This window comes from Streptomyces coacervatus (genome assembly GCF_029223485.1).
Classification (GTDB): Bacteria; Actinomycetota; Actinomycetes; order Streptomycetales; family Streptomycetaceae; genus Streptomyces; species Streptomyces coacervatus.
Genome location: NZ_JARHTP010000006.1, coordinates 322,816 through 339,342 on the forward strand (window position 1 = coordinate 322,816; position 16,527 = coordinate 339,342).

18 protein-coding genes, 1 tRNA gene and 1 pseudogene are annotated in these 16,527 nt (G+C 68.5%); 7 read left to right on the plus strand and 13 right to left on the minus strand.

Going from position 1 to position 16,527, the window contains the following annotated elements:
• Window positions 1-74: 74 nt before the first annotated feature.
• Window positions 75-293: an MbtH family protein gene (locus P2Q00_RS17260; protein WP_275773426.1), complete on the minus strand. Its 219-nt coding sequence runs from the start codon at window positions 291-293 to the stop codon at window positions 75-77.
• 187 nt (window positions 294-480) lie between these two features.
• On the opposite strand from P2Q00_RS17260, the gene P2Q00_RS17265 reads away from it, so the two are divergent.
• Complete coding sequence (locus tag P2Q00_RS17265; protein WP_275773427.1) at window positions 481-1,416, plus strand: TauD/TfdA family dioxygenase; 936 nt, start codon at window positions 481-483, stop codon at window positions 1,414-1,416.
• Window positions 1,417-1,529: 113 nt separating this feature from the next.
• Here P2Q00_RS17265 and P2Q00_RS17270 read toward each other — a convergent pair whose 3' ends face one another.
• Complete coding sequence (locus P2Q00_RS17270; protein ID WP_338059318.1) at window positions 1,530-2,543, minus strand: TauD/TfdA family dioxygenase; 1,014 nt, start codon at window positions 2,541-2,543, stop codon at window positions 1,530-1,532.
• A 345-nt stretch (window positions 2,544-2,888) separates the two neighbouring features.
• Here P2Q00_RS17270 and P2Q00_RS17275 point away from each other — a divergent pair, with 345 nt between their 5' ends.
• From P2Q00_RS17275 to P2Q00_RS17285, 3 genes and pseudogenes are all read left to right on the plus strand, one after another.
• Window positions 2,889-3,614 carry a class I SAM-dependent methyltransferase gene (locus P2Q00_RS17275; RefSeq protein WP_275773428.1) on the plus strand — a complete coding sequence of 242 codons (726 nt, stop codon included), beginning with the start codon at window positions 2,889-2,891 and terminating at the stop codon, window positions 3,612-3,614.
• A gap of 322 nt (window positions 3,615-3,936) precedes the next feature.
• A tRNA-Arg gene (locus P2Q00_RS17280) sits at window positions 3,937-4,009 on the plus strand.
• 94 nt (window positions 4,010-4,103) lie between these two features.
• A pseudogene (locus P2Q00_RS17285) lies at window positions 4,104-4,193 on the plus strand (GNAT family N-acetyltransferase); the annotation flags it as partial.
• Between the two features lie 268 nt (window positions 4,194-4,461).
• Here the strand turns inward: P2Q00_RS17285 and P2Q00_RS17290 are convergent.
• The 3 genes from P2Q00_RS17290 to P2Q00_RS17300 all read right to left on the minus strand — a co-directional run bounded on the left by P2Q00_RS17290 (window position 4,462) and on the right by P2Q00_RS17300 (window position 7,088).
• Window positions 4,462-5,427, minus strand: coding sequence for an NAD(P)H-quinone oxidoreductase (locus tag P2Q00_RS17290; protein WP_275773429.1), 966 nt, complete (start codon window positions 5,425-5,427; stop codon window positions 4,462-4,464).
• 196 nt (window positions 5,428-5,623) lie between these two features.
• Window positions 5,624-6,319: a type 1 glutamine amidotransferase domain-containing protein gene (locus P2Q00_RS17295; RefSeq protein WP_275773430.1), complete on the minus strand. Its 696-nt coding sequence runs from the start codon at window positions 6,317-6,319 to the stop codon at window positions 5,624-5,626.
• Between the two features lie 70 nt (window positions 6,320-6,389).
• Window positions 6,390-7,088: a type 1 glutamine amidotransferase domain-containing protein gene (locus tag P2Q00_RS17300; protein WP_275773431.1), complete on the minus strand. Its 699-nt coding sequence runs from the start codon at window positions 7,086-7,088 to the stop codon at window positions 6,390-6,392.
• A gap of 229 nt (window positions 7,089-7,317) precedes the next feature.
• Between P2Q00_RS17300 and P2Q00_RS17305 the strand changes: the two genes are divergently transcribed.
• The 3 genes from P2Q00_RS17305 to P2Q00_RS17315 all read left to right on the plus strand — a co-directional run bounded on the left by P2Q00_RS17305 (window position 7,318) and on the right by P2Q00_RS17315 (window position 9,709).
• On the plus strand, window positions 7,318-8,229 hold the full coding sequence (locus P2Q00_RS17305) for a LysR family transcriptional regulator (RefSeq protein ID WP_275773432.1): 912 nt from the start codon (window positions 7,318-7,320) through the stop codon (window positions 8,227-8,229).
• Window positions 8,230-8,698: 469 nt separating this feature from the next.
• Window positions 8,699-9,265 carry a Uma2 family endonuclease gene (locus P2Q00_RS17310; protein ID WP_275773433.1) on the plus strand — a complete coding sequence of 189 codons (567 nt, stop codon included), beginning with the start codon at window positions 8,699-8,701 and terminating at the stop codon, window positions 9,263-9,265.
• Window positions 9,266-9,556: 291 nt separating this feature from the next.
• Window positions 9,557-9,709: a hypothetical protein gene (locus tag P2Q00_RS17315; RefSeq protein ID WP_275773434.1), complete on the plus strand. Its 153-nt coding sequence runs from the start codon at window positions 9,557-9,559 to the stop codon at window positions 9,707-9,709.
• Here P2Q00_RS17315 and P2Q00_RS17320 read toward each other — a convergent pair.
• From P2Q00_RS17320 to P2Q00_RS17350, 8 genes are all read right to left on the minus strand, one after another.
• Complete coding sequence (locus P2Q00_RS17320; RefSeq protein ID WP_275773435.1) at window positions 9,706-10,071, minus strand: hypothetical protein; 366 nt, start codon at window positions 10,069-10,071, stop codon at window positions 9,706-9,708. The genes P2Q00_RS17315 and P2Q00_RS17320 overlap by 4 nt on opposite strands.
• A gap of 315 nt (window positions 10,072-10,386) precedes the next feature.
• Complete coding sequence (locus P2Q00_RS17325) at window positions 10,387-11,826, minus strand: protein kinase domain-containing protein (protein WP_275773436.1); 1,440 nt, start codon at window positions 11,824-11,826, stop codon at window positions 10,387-10,389.
• A 170-nt stretch (window positions 11,827-11,996) separates the two neighbouring features.
• A complete protein-coding gene (locus P2Q00_RS17330) occupies window positions 11,997-12,572 on the minus strand; it encodes a TetR/AcrR family transcriptional regulator (protein ID WP_275773437.1) in 576 nt (191 codons plus the stop codon).
• Between the two features lie 10 nt (window positions 12,573-12,582).
• Window positions 12,583-13,383, minus strand: a complete 801-nt coding sequence (locus P2Q00_RS17335) for a 4'-phosphopantetheinyl transferase family protein (protein ID WP_275773438.1) — start codon at window positions 13,381-13,383, stop codon at window positions 12,583-12,585.
• Window positions 13,341-13,706, minus strand: coding sequence for a DUF6059 family protein (locus P2Q00_RS50940; RefSeq protein ID WP_369293668.1), 366 nt, complete (start codon window positions 13,704-13,706; stop codon window positions 13,341-13,343). Before P2Q00_RS50940 ends, P2Q00_RS17335 begins: the two co-directional genes overlap by 43 nt.
• Before the next feature lie 32 nt (window positions 13,707-13,738).
• The gene (locus P2Q00_RS17340) at window positions 13,739-14,191 is read right to left on the minus strand and encodes a MarR family winged helix-turn-helix transcriptional regulator (protein WP_275773439.1); all 453 of its coding nucleotides are present in this window, start codon (window positions 14,189-14,191) and stop codon (window positions 13,739-13,741) included.
• Window positions 14,188-15,357 (minus strand): MBL fold metallo-hydrolase, encoded by a 1,170-nt coding sequence (locus P2Q00_RS17345; protein WP_275773440.1) that lies wholly within the window; start codon window positions 15,355-15,357, stop codon window positions 14,188-14,190. Before P2Q00_RS17345 ends, P2Q00_RS17340 begins: the two co-directional genes overlap by 4 nt.
• 132 nt (window positions 15,358-15,489) lie before the next feature.
• Window positions 15,490-16,527: a methyltransferase gene (locus tag P2Q00_RS17350; protein ID WP_275773441.1), complete on the minus strand. Its 1,038-nt coding sequence runs from the start codon at window positions 16,525-16,527 to the stop codon at window positions 15,490-15,492.

Below are 16,527 nucleotides of genomic sequence, written 5' to 3' on the forward strand. Positions count from 1 at the left end.
ACTGCCGGGATCCGACCCCCGGCGAGGCCATGGGGCCTCGCCCAGGTCGTGGTCCGTCCGCAGCGGACGCTTCCTCAGCTCGCCGCGCTCTCCGCCATGCGCCGGCGCAGGCTCAGCGGGCGCATATCGGTCCAGACCTCGTCGATATGGGCCAGGCATTCGTCTTTGGTGCCGCGGGTGCCCTCGGCGCGCCAGCCCTCGGGCATCTCCCGGTCCGCCCACCAGATCGAGTACTGCTCCTCGTCATTGAGAACGACGTCGTAGATCTGCACGTCGGCGCTCTGCTCGGCCATTTCGCTCCTAGGTTGAATGAGACTGGATCAACGACACTGTGCGGCGCTCCCCTATAAGCCGTCTATACCGTTCGCCGAAAACCCCGACCAGAGCATGTAGAGGCTATATAGACACGACTGTCAGAATGCTCGAACGGCTAATTTCGGCACCTTTGGAAATCATCGACGGAAGGGAGGGGCGGCCTCGATGAAAGACGGTCACGAGTGGAGTCCCCTGGAGATAAGCCCGGCGGATGTGCAGTTGGAGGCCAGCGCCGAGGGACTTTCCACATTTGTGAAGTCGGCGGACATCGGCGGCCTTCTGGTGAAGGAGAAGGCCGTGGTCTTCCGCGGCTTCGGAGTGGACGAGATGTCTCTCGATCCGATCATCGACGAATTGCTGCCCAGCCGGGCGGCCTATGTGCACGGAAACTCACCCCGGACCAAGGTCGGCCAGAACGTGTACACCTCCACGGAGTACCCGGCCGAGTTCGTCATCTCGATGCACAACGAGCTGTCGTACGCGCACCGCTGGCCCAGTCGGCTGCTGTTCTTCTGCGCCGTCGCAGCGGAGACGGGCGGCGCCACTCCGGTGGTCGACGGGGCGCTGTGGCTCGCCTCCCTCGACGACGAGGTGCGGGAGGCGTTCGCCGGGGGCGTGCGCTACACCCAGAACCTGCACGGCGGCCGGGGCCTGGGCAAGAGCTGGCAGCAGACCTTCGAGACCGAGGACCGCGACGAGGTGGAGCGGTTCCTCACCGAGGCCGAGGCGAGCTGGGAATGGCGCCGGGGGGACGATCTGAGGATCACCCACGCCCGGCAGTCGATCCTGCGGCACCCGGTCACGGGCACGGAAGTCTGGTTCAACCAGTCGGACCAGTGGCATCCGGCGACCCTGGGCAAGGACGCGGCGGCCCTGGCCAAGGTGCTGCCGATGGACGAGCTGCCGCAGACGGTCACCTTCGCCGACGGCAGCCCGATTCCCCCGGAGTACGTCCTGCAGGTGCGCGACCGCGGTCTGGAGGCGGCCGTCGACGTCGACTGGCGGACCGGGGATCTGATGCTGATCGACAATGTGCTGGTCGGCCACGGCCGGCGGGCCTTCACCGGTAGGCGCCGGGTGCTCGTCGCGATGTCCGGTTAGGAGTTCCGCAGCACCCGGCAGACCGACAACCCCATAGGCAACGCCCCCTGTGTGCGACAGTGCGCCGGCGGCTCCCTTGACGGAGCCGCCGGCGCACCTGGTGTCCGTGCTGTTCAGCTGATGACGGGGCCGCCGCCCACCCGCTGCGCCAGGCCACGGCGGTTGTCCAGGTGGACGAAGGTGCGGTGGAGCCAGCGGTCGCGGCCGTCGTAGCGCGGTGTGAATGCAGTACGGCCGTGAATGGCTATGCGATTGTCCAGGAACGCCATTTCGCCGGGTTGCAGCACCAGGGACGCAGCCACCTCCAGAAACGCGTTGCGCAACAGTTCCAGTGCTGCCTTCGCGGTGTCGTCGAGGGCACAGGTGGCGTGGAAGTCGACGCGTACGTTCGGGTCGTCCGGCAGTCCTCCCAGGACGGCGTGGGACTCGTTCGCGGGTACGGTGCCGCGGCCGTGGAGCGAGCTTGCCGCCCGGAACGAAGGCGGTGGCTCCGTGGCAAATCGCGGCTGGAACAGGACGTCCCGGACGTCCTGCGGAAGGAGCCGGACCGCCCGCCGCACCGAAGAGACCAGCGTGCCGGCCGTCCCGGAATGGTCGTTGCGCAGACACAGCAGCCCGACGAAATCGGGTCTGTGGGCATGGAACGCGTTCTCCACGTGCAGTTCGAGCGGGATCGAGCCGGCATTGCTCTGCGACCCCTCCCGTCCCGGCACCGGCACCACGTTCTGGACCAGCGCACCGGACTTCTCGTCGCGAAAGGCGACGACTTCGCCCAGGTACAGGCTGATCAGTACGGCGACCGCAGCCGGCACGGTCACCGTACGTTCCACCGATTCCGTGACGGTCGGAGTCGCGGGGAGGCCGGGATCGCCGACGGGCAGGTTCCGGAGAGCCATCACTCCGTCGTCGCCCGGGTCGTGCCGGAACCGGCGTACCGCTTCCCGCAACCGCAGGGGCAGTCGGCACGACAGCTCCCGGGCCTGTGTGAGCCACTCCCGGTCGTCGATCAGCCGCCGCCCGGCGTCTGCCAGGAGGGCCGCCACCTGCCCCAGCTCATCCCGTTCGGCACTGGTGAGCGTCAGGTCGAGCAGGGCGCGCTCAGGAACCAGAGTCCCTTGATCCATCATGTCCACTTTCTCTCGTCGTCCTGGAACTCCCACACCACCTTGGGAAAACCCAACGGCGAGAACACGATGCAATGCAAAGCCATATTTGTTCGATACGTGGCCGATGTGCCGGACGTGTACCGGGCGCCGCCCAGTGCACAGAACCGCTCGCTGCGACGACAGCGGAGAGGTGGGTTATCCCTACCCCCGTTTCGGGGGCCTTCCCTCGTGGCACGGCCGGTCGACGGCCCCTTAGCGTAAGTCGTGGATTTCGGAGGTCCGGACTGAGGTACGGACTGAGGTACGGACTCGGAGATCCGGACACTGAGCGCTTCCTCGTGAGACATACCGCGCTGGAGAAAAACCATGCAACGACTCTCTTCACGGTTCGGCCTTCCCCGGGGCAAGGCGGGTGCCTGTGCATTGGCCGGCGTATCGGCGGCGGCAGCCGCTGCCGCCTGGTGGGCGTCCGACTCCGCGCCGTACCCCTACGCACAGCGCTGGATTCTCGATCTTCCGCTGCCGTTCCTCACCCAGGAGCGGTTGAACAGCCTGCTCCGGCCGCAGCCTGGCGGGCGCGTCCTGGAAATCGGCCCCGGTACCGGGCTGCAAGCGCTGGAAGTGGCTCCGCGGCTCGGCCCCGACGGCACGTTGCAGATCGTCGACATCCAGCAGCAGATGCTCGACCATGTGATGCGCCGCGCTGCAGACCGGGGCATCGACAACATCGTCCCGACCCTGGCCGACGCGCGGGAACTCCCCTGCGAGAGTGCGAGTTTCGACGCCGCCTACCTGGTCACGGCGCTGGGTGAGATCCCTGATTTCCCGTCCGCGCTCAAGGAGTTGCGCCGGGTGCTCAAGCCGACCGGTCGTCTCGTCGTGGGCGAGTTCTTCGACCGCCACCAGGTCCGTCCGGCCGCTCTGGCGCACCACGCGAACGCCGCCGGACTCCACCTGACCAGGCAGATCGGGAGCGTCATGGCCTACTACGCCCTGCTGGAACCGTGCACATCGGCCACCGGAAACCACCACCTCCAGGTTCCGGCCGCGGCAGCCGCGGCACCGTCGCCCACGGCTGCCGACCCCCTCTGATCCCCGGTTCTGGTCACTCCCGTAGGAGACGACCACGACCGGCGCCGGCCGGTGGCACTCCCCCGCGCACATCCGTGCGGCCACCGGCCGGCACACCCTCACCCCGCTGTCGCGCCGTCGCACAAGGGCTTGTCTTCCGGTTCTCACGGGAGGGACCTCGCCTCGACGACAGACAGCACATCCCGCTCCGCCCCCCGACCGACAACCGCTAGACTGTGAACGGTGCACCGCTTCGGCGGGGCACCGTGTGGGTGTCTGGGGCCTTTCGGGACGGGATCCATCCGATACGGCCGCTTTCCAACACATTTGCCCACACATCCCTGCCTTCGTAGCTCAGGGGATAGAGCACCGCTCTCCTAAAGCGGGTGTCGCAGGTTCGAATCCTGCCGGGGGCACAGAGAAACACCTGGTCAGAGGCCCTTCCGTCCATCGGGCGGAAGGGCCCTCGTACTCGCAGCACACATGCGGCTGCGAGCAGAGGCGGGGAGCCTCATCGACGTACACGCCGACGCCTACGCCGACCAGATGGACGACCCCATCCACCAGCGCTTCGCCTGGTTCGTCGACCACTGGACCGGCTGGGCATGGGCATGGGCCAGACGTTTTCGCAGGTCATAGCCCTATCCGGGGAACTCGTCATGCGCAGGACGGAGCCGATCGCGCACGGGCTGAGCGTGGGTCCGCCGATCCACTGCGGGTGCCCCGGGCACGCACGACGTCGGCGTACTGCTGCTGGCCAACCTGCTCGCCGGCGTCTTCGGCGTGGGCGCACCGACCGCGCTCCTCGGGCCGTTTCCGGCGCGCACTACAACCCTGCCGTCAGCTTCGTGAGCGATAGGCGTCGGCGTTACGCGGTGTCGGGGTTGACCAGGACGATCTTGCCGAAGTGGTGGGCGTCCAGGATCCGGTGGGCCTCGGCAGCCTCGGTCATGGGCAGGGTGCGGTCGATGACCGGATGTACGGATCCGTTCTCGATCAGTGGCCACACGTGCTCCTGGACCTCGGCCACGATGGCTGCCTTCTGCCCGGTCGGGCGGGAGCGCAGGGTGGTCCCGTGTACGGACGCGCGCTTGAAGAGGAGTTCGGCGAGGTTGAGTTCGCCCTCCAGGCCGTTCTGCAGACCGATGACGACCAGTCGCCCGTCCGGGGCCAGTGAGTGCACGTTGCGCTGGAGGTAGTGGCCGCCGATGACGTCGAGGATCATGTCGTACGGGCCGTGCTCGGCGAAGTCCTCGGTGCGGTAGTTGATCGCGAGGTCGGCGCCGAGGTCTCGTACCCTGGCGGCCTGCTCGCGGCCGCCGACAGTGGTGACGACGCGGGCGCCGCGGGCCTTGGCGAGCTGGATGGCCATCGTGCCGATGCCGCCGGCTCCGCCGTGCATGAGGAAGGTTTCGCCCGCCTCCAGAGCGCCGGTCATGAAGACGTTCGACCACACCGTGGCGGCGGCTTCCGGCAGGGCCGCCGCTTCGAGAAGGCTGATGCCCTTGGGCACCGTGAGCAGCTGGCCGGCCGGGACGGCGACCTTCTGCGCGTACCCGCCCCCGGCAAGCAACGCGCATACTTCGTCGCCCGGTTGCCACTGGGTCACTCCTTCGCCGACGGCGCTGATCCGGCCCGAGACCTCCAGTCCCGGGTAGGGCGATGCTCCCGGCGGGACCGGGTACAACCCCATCCGCTGGGCGACATCTGCTCGGTTGACCGCGCCGGCCACCACGTCGACGATCACCTCGCCCGCGGCGGGGGACGGGTCCTCGACCACGGTCCACTCCAGGACCTCCGGCCCTCCGGGTTCCTTGATCGATATTGCTTTCACGTCTCTCCTTCTCGGGCACCTGACGGGCGGCGGTGTGTGCGCCTGCCAGCAGTGCCGACCGCATGCACGCACGCCGGAGTCGCGACATCACCGGCCTGCTTGAGCCCGGGAAAGCGCGTAGACCGGGACGGGCACCAGCCGCCGCCGTACGGATGCGGATGTTGGGTACGGGAACAGGTGCGGGTGCGCTACTACGTCACGTCAGCTTCTTGAGCATTTCGGCCGCAGCCGGTCCGGCGGAGGCAGGGTTCTGACCGGTGACCAGGTTGCGGTCCACGACCACGTTCGGGGCCCACGGCTCGCCCTCCTGGTAGTCGACGCCGATTTCGACCAGGCGGTCCTGGAGCAGCCACTTGGCGCCCGCCGCGAGGCCCCCCTGGGTCTCCTCGGCGTTGCTGAAGCCTGTGAGCCGGTAGCCGGCGAAGGCGTTGGTGCCGTCGCCCTTGGTGGCCGCCAGTAGAGCGGCCGGGGCGTGGCAGACCACGCCGAGCGGCTTGCCCGAGGCGAGGGTGTCGATGAGGAGCCTGCCGGAGGTGGCGTCGACGGCCAGGTCCTCCATGGGGCCGTGTCCGCCGGGGTAGAAGACGGCGGCATAGTCGTCGAGGTCGACGTCCTCCAGCCTGATGGGGTGCTGGATCTCGCTGATCGAGGCGAGAGCGTCCGCCATCTTCCTGGCGCCCTCCTCGCCGCCGTTGAACTGCGGTGCCAGGCTGCCCTGGTCCAGGGGCGGTACAACGCCGCCCGGGGTGGCGACGACGATCTCGTGGCCGGCGGCAGTGAACGCCTGGTACGGGGTGACGGCTTCCTCGGCCCAGAAGCCGGTCGGGTGCTTGGTGCCGTCCGCCAGCGTCCAGTGGTCGGCGCCGGTCATCACAAAAAGGATCTTCGACATGGTGCGGTCTCCTAGAGCCGGGATATCGGTCGGCGCCCGGCAGATGCGGGCGCCCAGGTCTCCGTACTGGTTACTCGGTCTCAGCCAAGGCAGCGAGAATCAGGTCGCTGACGGCCTTGGTGGACACCGGGTTCTGGCCCGTGATCAGGCGGCCGTCCCGCACGGCATGGGGCGTCATCGGGACAGTGCCTCGCACGTACTTGGCTCCCTTCGCGCGCAATTCGTCCTCCAGGAGGAACGGCACCCTGCTCTTCACACCGGCCAGTCGTTCCTCGACGGTCGCGAAGCCGGTCACAGTGCGGTTCTGTACAAGCGGGTTCCCGTCGCCGTCGCGGAGGTTGATCAGGGCGCAGGCGCCGTGGCAGACCGAGGAGACGATGCCGCCGCCGGCGTAGATGGCATCGGCCGTTCGCTGCACATCAGCGCTGTCGGGGAAGTCCCACATCGTGCCGTGGCCACCCGTGAAGAAGATCGTGGAGTAGTCGTCCGGATCCGTGTCGCCGACAGAAGCGGTGGCCTGCAGAGCGTCCATGAAGGCCGGGTCGTCGAGATATCCGCGGACCGTCCGGTCGACGAACAGGCGGCCGAGGCTTCGAGGGTCGAGCGGCGCCTCGCCGCCCGCCGGGCTCACCACATCCACCGTGTGGCCGTCCTTCACCGCCTTGTCGTAGAAATGAACGAGTTCAGCCAGCCACAGGCCGGTCCGGTGCTCGCTCGCCCCGTAGGTGGCCTGATTGGTCACCACCGCCAGAATCTTTTTCCGTCTCACTTTTCCCACGTCTCCTTGGCCGGCCAACTGCACGTTCGGGGCCGAGTGCGGCCGAACAACACCGACGGTGGCGGTCTCTCAAGCCCAGTGCTCTTTGGTCTCGAAGCTAGAGCTGCTGAAGAATCCGCGCCAATGAAGCACCCGATACCAGCTATCGATGAGCCGATGCCTCGCTGCCCCTGGGGCAGGCAGTGTGTGACTGCCGCGCGTACCTCGTAGGCTCGGATCCGTGAGCGATCACGACACTCATGCGTCCGGTCCGCTGGACCTGAACCTGCTACGGACCTTCCTCGCGGTTCACCGCCTGGGCTCCTTCACCGCAGCTGCACGTCGGCTGAGCCTGTCGCAGTCCACCGTCACCACGCAGATCCGGGCGCTGGAGAACCGCCTGGGCCGCGAGCTGTTCGAACGCCGGGCGCAAGGCGTCACCCCGCTGCCCCACGCGAACGAACTCGCCACCCGGCTGTCCGCCCCTCTCGACCAGTTGGCCGTCATCGCCGACGAGGAGCCGAGCAGCACCGTGCCACCGGTGCATCTGGCGGGGCCCGCGGAGTTCATGAGCGTGGCCGGCCTGAAGGTGCTGGCCCCGCTGGTCGCGCAAGGCGTCCGGCTGCGGGTGGCCATCGGGCTGGCCGAACCGCTGCTCGAAGAACTGCGCGCTGGACACCACGACCTCGTCGTCGCCACGCGACGGCCCCGCGGCCGGATGCTGCAGGCCGAACTCCTCGCCGACGAGGAATTCGTCCTGGTCGGCGCCCCCGTATGGGCCGAGCGGCTCAAGGGGCAGGAGCTGCCCGCTGCCCTGGAGGGCCTCCCACTGATCGCCTACGCCGAGGACCTGCCCATCGCCCGCCGCTACTGGCGCCACGTCTTCGACCGCCGTCTGCACGCCCAGGCCGCGATCACGGTCCCTGACCTGCGCAGCGTCCTCACCGCCCTCACTGTCGGCGCCGGCTGGAGCGTCCTGCCCAGCTACCTGTGCCGCACCGAACTCGCCTCCGGCGCCCTCCAACTGCTGCACCAACCGGAGGACCCGCCGATCAACACCGCTTACCTCGTCCAACGCCCGGGCAGCTCCACCAACCCGCACGTGACACTCGTCCGCGAGCATCTCCTGTCTGCCGCGAAGGGAACCTGGTGATCGGCCCAGCGGTCGGCCCGCCGGCCGCCGCCCAAGCAGCCACCCGGCCAGAACGGATGCAGCACCCATGAGGCCGGGAAACCCCGTGAACACGCGAGAACTACGGAGGGGTGTTTTCCCAGGCCAGGCACCCTGTAGTCAACGTTTCCGCAGGTCATAGCCCCACCCGGGGAAAACTCCTAAAGCGGGTGTCGCAGGTTCGAATCCTGCCGGGGGCACCACCTGCACCGCAGGTAAGGGAGTTCCAGGCCCCCCGTTCCATTCGAACGGGGGGCCTTCCTCGCGTCTGGAGTCCACTTCCCCTGGCGACGAGTCCACCGCGCCGGTTCCTCACTCGCCGTGGGATCGCTGGTCGGATGCCGGCCGACGGGGAGGTGGCGTGAGCGAGATCAGCGTGCCGGACGGATGGCAGACAGTACCCTGAATCCAGCGGGATCGGGCCCGCAGCCCAGTGTCCGGGAGGTGCTTCATGACGGCCGAGATGGTGGCCCCGGCGTGGATGCATGAGCAGATCACGGCGGAGGAGTACGAGTCCTGGTCCGAGGAGCAGTGCGCCGGTATCGAGATCGTGGACGGGATGGTCGTCGTGAGTCCGAGCGCGTCCAAGCGGCACAACCGGCTGGCCCGGATTCTGGCGAACGCCCTGGACGCCGCCGCGGGCGCGGAGTGGAACGCCGACACGGACTTCGACGTCCGACTTCAGGACGTCCCGCTCACCAATCGGCGACCGGACGTCGTCGTGTACCGCGCAGACACGATCGATATCACCCCCACCCGCCCTGAGCACGTGCTGCTGGTCGCGGAGGTGGTGTCACCAGGCTCGGAGACCACCGACCGGATCGTGAAGGTCGACCAGTACGCCAAGGCAGGCATCGGCTTCTACTGGCGGATCGAACAGGCCGCGACAGGCGTTCCTCTCGTGTACACCTACGTTCTCGACCCCGCGACGAAGACCTACCGGGACGGAGACGTGTTCACCGGCGTCCTCAAGGTAGCGGCCCCCTTCCCGGTGGAGATCGACCTCGGCCAGATCTGACCACGCACTGCTCAGCAGGCGCCAGCGCGTGAGCGATGCGTGAGCGGACGGCCCGATAGCGGGCGGCATGAGCCGGATCAAGTGACTCGCCGTGCGGTTCTGACCAGGGAAAACAGCATCGCGCGGCAGCGCCTGGTACCACCCGGCAAGGATCCGACCCCACTCCTAAAGCGGGTGTCGCAGGTTCGAATCCTGCCGGGGGCACAGTGTCTGACCAGCGCGTTTACCTCTCTGAGGTAAACGCGCTGGTCGTCGTAGCCATGGCATTAACCATGAATAGGTTCCAGAATCATGGCGAAAACCAAGAGCAAGCGACGTCAGCGTGGCAGCATCCGCCCGACGGGGCGGCTTCCAGAACGGGTCCGCGCCGGGCGTGACCCGCTCGCGAAGAAGGACATCTACCTCTACGAGCAGGCCGACGCGGAGGTCGAGGCCGGGAATTAACAGAAGGACCCACAGGCCCCGCGGTCGTAGAGGTGCGTCATGCTGCCCAAGCCGTTGTGGCTGCTCTTGTAGTCCGGCGGTATGGAGGCGTCGTACTCGAGGTCATGGTTCCACGTGATCTCTATGACGTGGGTGGTCTTGCAGGTGTTGTGGAAGTACACAGTCGTGCTGTCCCACCCGTCTGCCCATGACCAGTTGAAGCAGCCTGTCGTGCCGGTGTGCTTACTCATGGGCTGCATCTCTGCCGCGGATGCCGGACCCGCAGTCACCGTGACTGCAAGCAGCGCGGCGGCGCTTGCCAGCACAGCACGAAGCTTCCCATTCATGAAGATGAACCCCCTGGGCGGGCGGAGCCATGTCATAACCCGGCTCCGCGTCGGCTATTGAGAAGAGGGGATGGTGCAGATTAAGCCGTCCAGCAACCTGACAGGCCCGAGTCCCATTCCCCCCGCTGGTCACCGTTTCGAACCTGTCGACAGGGGGGTCAGCCCTGCACGATCAGCGTCGCTATCCGGTCACCGCCTGCACTATCCCCACGAAGTCGTGTCCCCGTCAATGACTTGATCAAGGCTTGACCAGGGCGTTCAATGGGAGTTGCTCCCGGTTGCCGGCGACGGTGCGGCGGCTGGTCACTGAAGGCAGACGGCACGTCTACGTCCTCCCAGACCGGCGGAGGGTCACCGAGGGCCGAAGGCACGTCGTCGTCCTCTATCTCCGGCCCGGTGCCGCACGAATTCGACCGCCTCCCACGACACGGCGGCAACGGCGACCAACGCCAGGAGCAGATAGAAGACGAAGAGTTTGTGCAGGTCGTCGAGGAAGTACCAGATCGATGCGGTGGCAGTGAACCAGAAGGCGACCAGTGAGCCGGCGCCGCGCTCCCGGCTGCGTGCCGCGCTGATGAGGCAGCAGGCGGCGGCCAGTGCCAGCAGGGCGGCGATGGCGACGTACGAGTGGTGCCACCCGATGTAGGCGCGCCGCAGTTCGGAGTTGACCGCCAGGGCCTCGGCCACCGGTCCCCAACTCACCGCGCACGACAGGCGTGTGGACCACGGCAGCGTCACCAGGCCCACGGCGCCGGCCGCGATGGCGACCCAGCCGAAGTGAGCGGTGTCCACCAGTCGGCCACGTGCGCACAGCAGCGAGAGCAGGCATCCGAGCAGAGCCAGAGCGCTGTCGGCGGAGGGGCGCAGTGAGAAACGGAACCTGTCTCGGAGAGCGGTTCGGGCGTCGGATCGCGTCGCCGGGGGGCCGGGCGTGGGGGCCTGGACCGTCGGCATGGAGGCCTGGGTGAGGGCGTCGACGAGGGCTGCGCGCATCTGCCCGGCATCGGCGAACCGTTCCTTCGGGTCCTTGCCCAGGGCGCGCAGGATCACCGCCTCCACCGCCGGCGGTATCTGCGGTCTCAGCAGGGAGACCGGCTCGGGTGCGGCGAACAGGTGCTGATGCATGACGGAGAAGGGCGATTCGCCACGGAACGGGGGCTGCCCGGTCAGCAGTTCGTGCAGCAGACAGCCCATCGCGTACAGATCGGCCCGATGGTCGATCTCCGATCCATTGATCTGCTCGGGGGAGAGGTAGGCGGGAGTGCCGATCGCCGCGCCGCTCCCGGTGATGCGGGTGGCGTTCTCGGTGAAGGCCTTGGCGATGCCGAAGTCGAGGACCTTCACGGTGTCAGGTCCCGTCAGCATGATGTTCGAGGGCTTGATGTCCCTGTGCACGATCCCGCACTCGTGGCTGTGCCGCAGCGCGTCCAGCACCGCGCATGCCGTGTTGATGGCGTCGACGACGGGCAGTGGGCCGCCTTGCAGGACCTCGGCGAGCGTGGCGCCTTGCACGTACTCCATGACCAGGTACGGCCGCGGGCCATCCGGATGCGGCTCCTCGCCGACGTCGTGGATGGTGGCCACCGCCGGATGGTTCAGCGCGGCAGCCGCGTGCGCCTCACGCCGGAAACGGGCTCGCGACTGCGGATCATGGGCCAGCACCGACGAGAGCTGTTTCACCGCGACAGTGCGGCGCAGCCGACGATCCACCCCGCGATGGACCGTACCCATGCCACCTTGACCGAGCTTCTCGACCAGTTCGTACCGGTCGCCGAGGACCGTATCCTCCACCCGCGCCTCCATCCCCTGAATCAGAACCCCGGCGCAGCTTACGGTGCGGCCTCGACGGGCCGATCGCCACCGCTGCAGCCCGGCGGGCCATGGACGGTCGGGCGCCGGTGTTTCTCCCCCGGTGAGGGATCCTCCTCGGCCTCGGGCAGTTGTCCGGGGGGAGGGCGGTTTCAGGCCCCCACGACCGGCAGGATCACATCATCGACCAGCCCCCGCAGTTCCCGTTCCGCAAGGGGCCCCGCGCCGAACCTGGGTCGGTACAGCAGCAGCGCCAGTACGGCCTCGACGGCCATGTCGGCCATCGTGTCCGTGTGGGCGGTGGTGTGGCCGGAGCGGCGGACGATCATGCGGGCGCATCGCTTGGCCGGCTCCGCGACGGTGGTCGTGAAGAGACGGGCGAACGGGCTGAGGGACACGGCGTCGCATCCTTCGAGTACGGCGCGGAGCGCGATTCCGTACGGCGAGGTCATGAGTCTGTGCAAGGAGAGTGCGAGTACGAGGAGTTCGTCCCGCGCGGTGCCGAGTTCGGGGCACTCGATCCGCTCCGGCAGTGCGTGGCGCAGCGCCGCGGCCACCAGGGATTCCTTGGACGGCCAGCGGCGGTAGATGGCGCTCTTGCCCGTCGCCGCGCCCGCGGCCACGCCCTCCATGGTCAGGTCCGCCCAGCCGACCCGGCTCAGCTCCGCGATCACCGCGTCCAGGATCGCGGACTCCAGCAGCGGACCGCGCCGACGGCGCGGGACCACGGCGTCCGCCTCACACGGCTCGGTCGTGGCTGCGGGCGACGGTGAGTGCGTACGGTCCTTCGACGATGTGGCAGGCAAAGCTCCACCTCTCGTTCCGAACGTTCCTGATGTTCTCGGCCCCGGTGCGTGCGCGGGTCGCCACCAGGTCGTAGGTGGCCGACTTGTGCCGTCCGCCCTCCGTACGCCGCGGCAGGAACCCGTGCGCGGCGAAGTCGAGGCTCAGGCCGAGTCCGACCGCCTTCGCGTACGCCTCCTTCAGCGTGCACAGGCGCACCAGCTCGGCCTCCTGTTCCGCCTCCGGAAGGGATGCGAGCCAGGCGCGCTCCTCGGGGCTGCAATGGTGTCTGCGCAGAGCGTCGGCGGCCGGGAGTCGCCGGTCCGCCCGCTCCGCGTCCACGCCGATCCGCCCGCCGCGGCAGAGCCCCACCAGGATCAGATCGTCGGTGTGGCTGAGGCTGATGCCCATGCCGGGCCGGCCGTCGAGCGTGGGACGACCCCCCGGTTCGCGGGCCAGGGCGATCCGGGACGGTACGGTGCCGAGCGCCGCGGCGGCGACCTCCTTGGCCAGCAGCCTCGACGCCAGCAGCCGGTCCCGTACGTGCGGATGCCGAAGCGCTGCGAGCCGACGCCGGTCGGCCGGATCCAGCCCGGGCGGGGGCGTTTGGCCGTCCCACCCGGCCGGGAGCCAGTCGGCGACGGAACCCCACGCCAACACCGTTCCGTATACGGCGAGTTGGTGACGTACGGCCCCCAGCGGATCTCTCGCGCTCAACGGCGCGTCGCGGAACGGGTCCTGGCGAACTCCGTCCACAGCAACAGCTCCTCATCCGTCAACGGCAGCCCCCTGATGACACGTTCAGGATGCCCGGGGCCGGGTCCCCGCAGGGCAGGGCCCCTCGGCGTTTCCTCGGCGCCGCGCTCCCCTGCCGCGTACCACGTCCGGCCGAGTTCGATGAAGCCACGCCATGTCCCGAGGACCACCCGGCGGATCAGCAGGGTGGTCCGCAGCCGCAGGACGTACGGATGGAGAAAGAAACGTAGGTGTCTTGCGGTTCTTGCGGTTCTTGCCATCTGGCAGCCCCCTCCCCGACTCACCCACGAGTATATGCATGACTGACTCAATGAATGAATCATTCCAGCATTTTGGGAGGGGACCGGCGGAGGGGTCAGATGCCGTCCGACATCTCTCTGAGTGCGTCCCGCAGCTCCGACTGGCGCTCGGCGGGCATCGCCTTCAGACCGGGCACCTCCGAGAAGAGCCGCGTCTCGAGTGCGGTCCGGGTGCGTCGGCCCTTCGTGGTGAGCGCGAGCTGTTTGATCCTTCGGTCGCTCGGGCTCACCCGTCGCTCCACCAGGCCGGCGTCCTCCAACTGGTCTGCGATGGAGGTGACGTAGGAGGCGTCGACCTGCAGGTCCACGGCGATCTCCCGCATGGACCGCGGCTCGCCGATGAGCCGGACGGTCTTGGCCTGCTGCGGTGTGAGGCCGAACGACGCGGCCGTCTCGGCGTAGTGGTCCCGCAGCCTTCCGAAAAGTGCGTAGAAGAGCTCGAAGATCTCTCCCTGCAGCAGGACGTCACCGGGGGATTCGGCGGGTTTCCGGGTGGCGCGAGGACTCATTCCAGAATCGTACTCGTCCCGGTGACCGCGCCAGGATGCTCCGGCCAGCCCCCTTCCGGTGCTACGGCGGCCGCCCGCCACCACCAGTCCTCGGGCTGATCGGCGGCGGGCTCGAAGGGGGCGCCGGGGCGGGGTGTGGCGATCCGTGCGCCCAGCTCCCGCGCGGCTGCCACCGTGCCCTCCGCGGGTTCCGCCCAGGGGTGCGGTGCGAGGTCGAAGGTGCCCCAGTGGATCGGCAGCATGACGCCCGAGGGTGTGCCGCCGGACAGGTCGGCGTGCGCGCGCATGCCTTCGGCGGGCGTCATGTGGTTGGCGGGCCAGAGCTCGCTGTAGGCACCGACCTGGATCATCGTCGCGTCGAACGGGCCGTGCCGTTCGCCGATCTCCGTGAATCCGGGGAAGTACCCGGTGTCACCGCTGTGATAGACGCGGTGCTCGTCCCCGCCGACCACCCAGGACGCCCACAGGGTCGGCCGGCGGCCGAGCGGTCCGCGCCCGCAGAAGTGCCGCGCGGGTACGGCGGTCAGGGTCAGTCCTGCCACTTGGGCCGACTCGTTCCAGTCCAGCTCGCACAGCCGCTGGGACGGAACACCCCAGTGCTCCAGGTGCGCGCCGACGCCGAGCGGTACGGCGAAGACCACGTCGTGGTCCACGAGAGTGCGGATGGTCGGCATGTCCAAGTGGTCGTAGTGGTCATGGGAGATGACGACCACGTCGAGGCCGGTCAGCGATTCCAGCGGCACCGGCGGCGGGTGCAGCCGCCGGGGTCCCACGAAGTCGAACGGCGAGCAGCGCTCGCTCCACACCGGGTCGAACAGCACCCGCCGCCCGTCGATCTCGGCCAGGACCGTGGCATGTCCCATCCAGGTCAGGCGCAGCCCGGAGACGGGCGGTACGGCGAGGTCCGCGAGTGTGTTCCCGTACACGGGAACGGGTCGCTCCGGCTTGCGTCCGGGCAGCGCAGACGCCCGCATCTGGACCGGCAGCGCCCTGACCAGACCGCGGAGACTGGGCCGGTCAGGGGGGCCGAGGGGGTTGTTGAACGCTCCCTCGGAGTAGTTCGGCGACTGCTCGATCCGCCGCAGTCGTGCGCCTGCGGGATCCGCCCCGAAGGCGGCGGGCCAGGACGGTACGAGCCCGGACAGCTGCCGGCCGACGCCGGTCATGGAACCTCCTGGCAGAGGAAGAGCAGAAGAAGAGCAGAAGAAGACGCTCTGCGGCGCGAGCCGGCCGGAAGTGCGACAGGATGTCGCGCCGGTTCGCGCCGGTTCGCGCCGCAGAGCGGTCGGCGGGGGCGGTCAGATTGCCTCGGCCTCCAGCAACCCCATGTTCCGCGGGCCTTCGATCTCGCGTACGGGGCGGAAGCCGGTCTCGGCGAGCAGGGCCCCGTACTCGTTGGAGCTTCGTTCGCGGCCGCCGAGGACGACCAGCATGACCAGGTCGAAGATCTTGCCCATGTGGGGTGAGTCGTCGTCGGGCAGGAAGCGCTCGAAGATGAGGAGGCGGCCGCCGGGGCTCATCGCCGCCCGTACGTTGCGCAGGATCGCCGCCGCGTCTCCGTCCCCCCAGTTGTGCAGGACGCGCGAGAGCAGATAGACGTCACCGCCGGCCGGGGCCCGGTCCAGGAAGCTCCCTGCGGCCAGGGAGCACCGTTCGCGCACCGGCCCGTCCAGTTCCTGTTCCGCCTGGGTGATCGCCTCGGGCAGGTCGAACAACGTCCCGGACAGATGCGGGTGCCGGGACAGGATGCTCACCAGGAGCGCACCGGTGCCCCCGCCCACGTCCACCACATGCTTGTAGGGCCCGAAGTCGAAGGATTCGGCCACCGGCGGCACGATCGCGGCGCCGCCCATGACCCGGTTGAAGTTCTCCGAACCCGCCGGGTGATCGCTGAGATAGTCGTAGAACGTCTTCCCGTAGATCTCGTCGAACGCCGGGCGGCCCGTCCGCGCCGAATGGAGGACCTCTCCCCAGGACCGGAAGGTCTCCTCGCCGAAGAGCAGCGCCGAGTACTTCTGCGTTCCCGGTACGCCGTCGCGGAGCAGTTGACCCGCCGTGTCGAGGGCGAACCTCCGGTCACCGAGGCCCCGGAACACTCCGAAGGAGGAGAGCGTCCGCATGATCCGGTAGAGGGCGTCGGGGTCGAGGCCGGTGGCCTCGGCGAGTTCCTCCGAGGTCCGCGGGCCGTCGGCGAGACGGTCGGCGATGTCGAACCTGGCCACCGTGTACACGGCCTGCGCCACCCACGGGCTGGTCAGGATGCGCAGCAGGTTCTCCGAGCCGGCAGGCGGTCCGCCGGGGCCGGGTGCCTGCGTCTGTGAAGGGTTCTCGGTCAC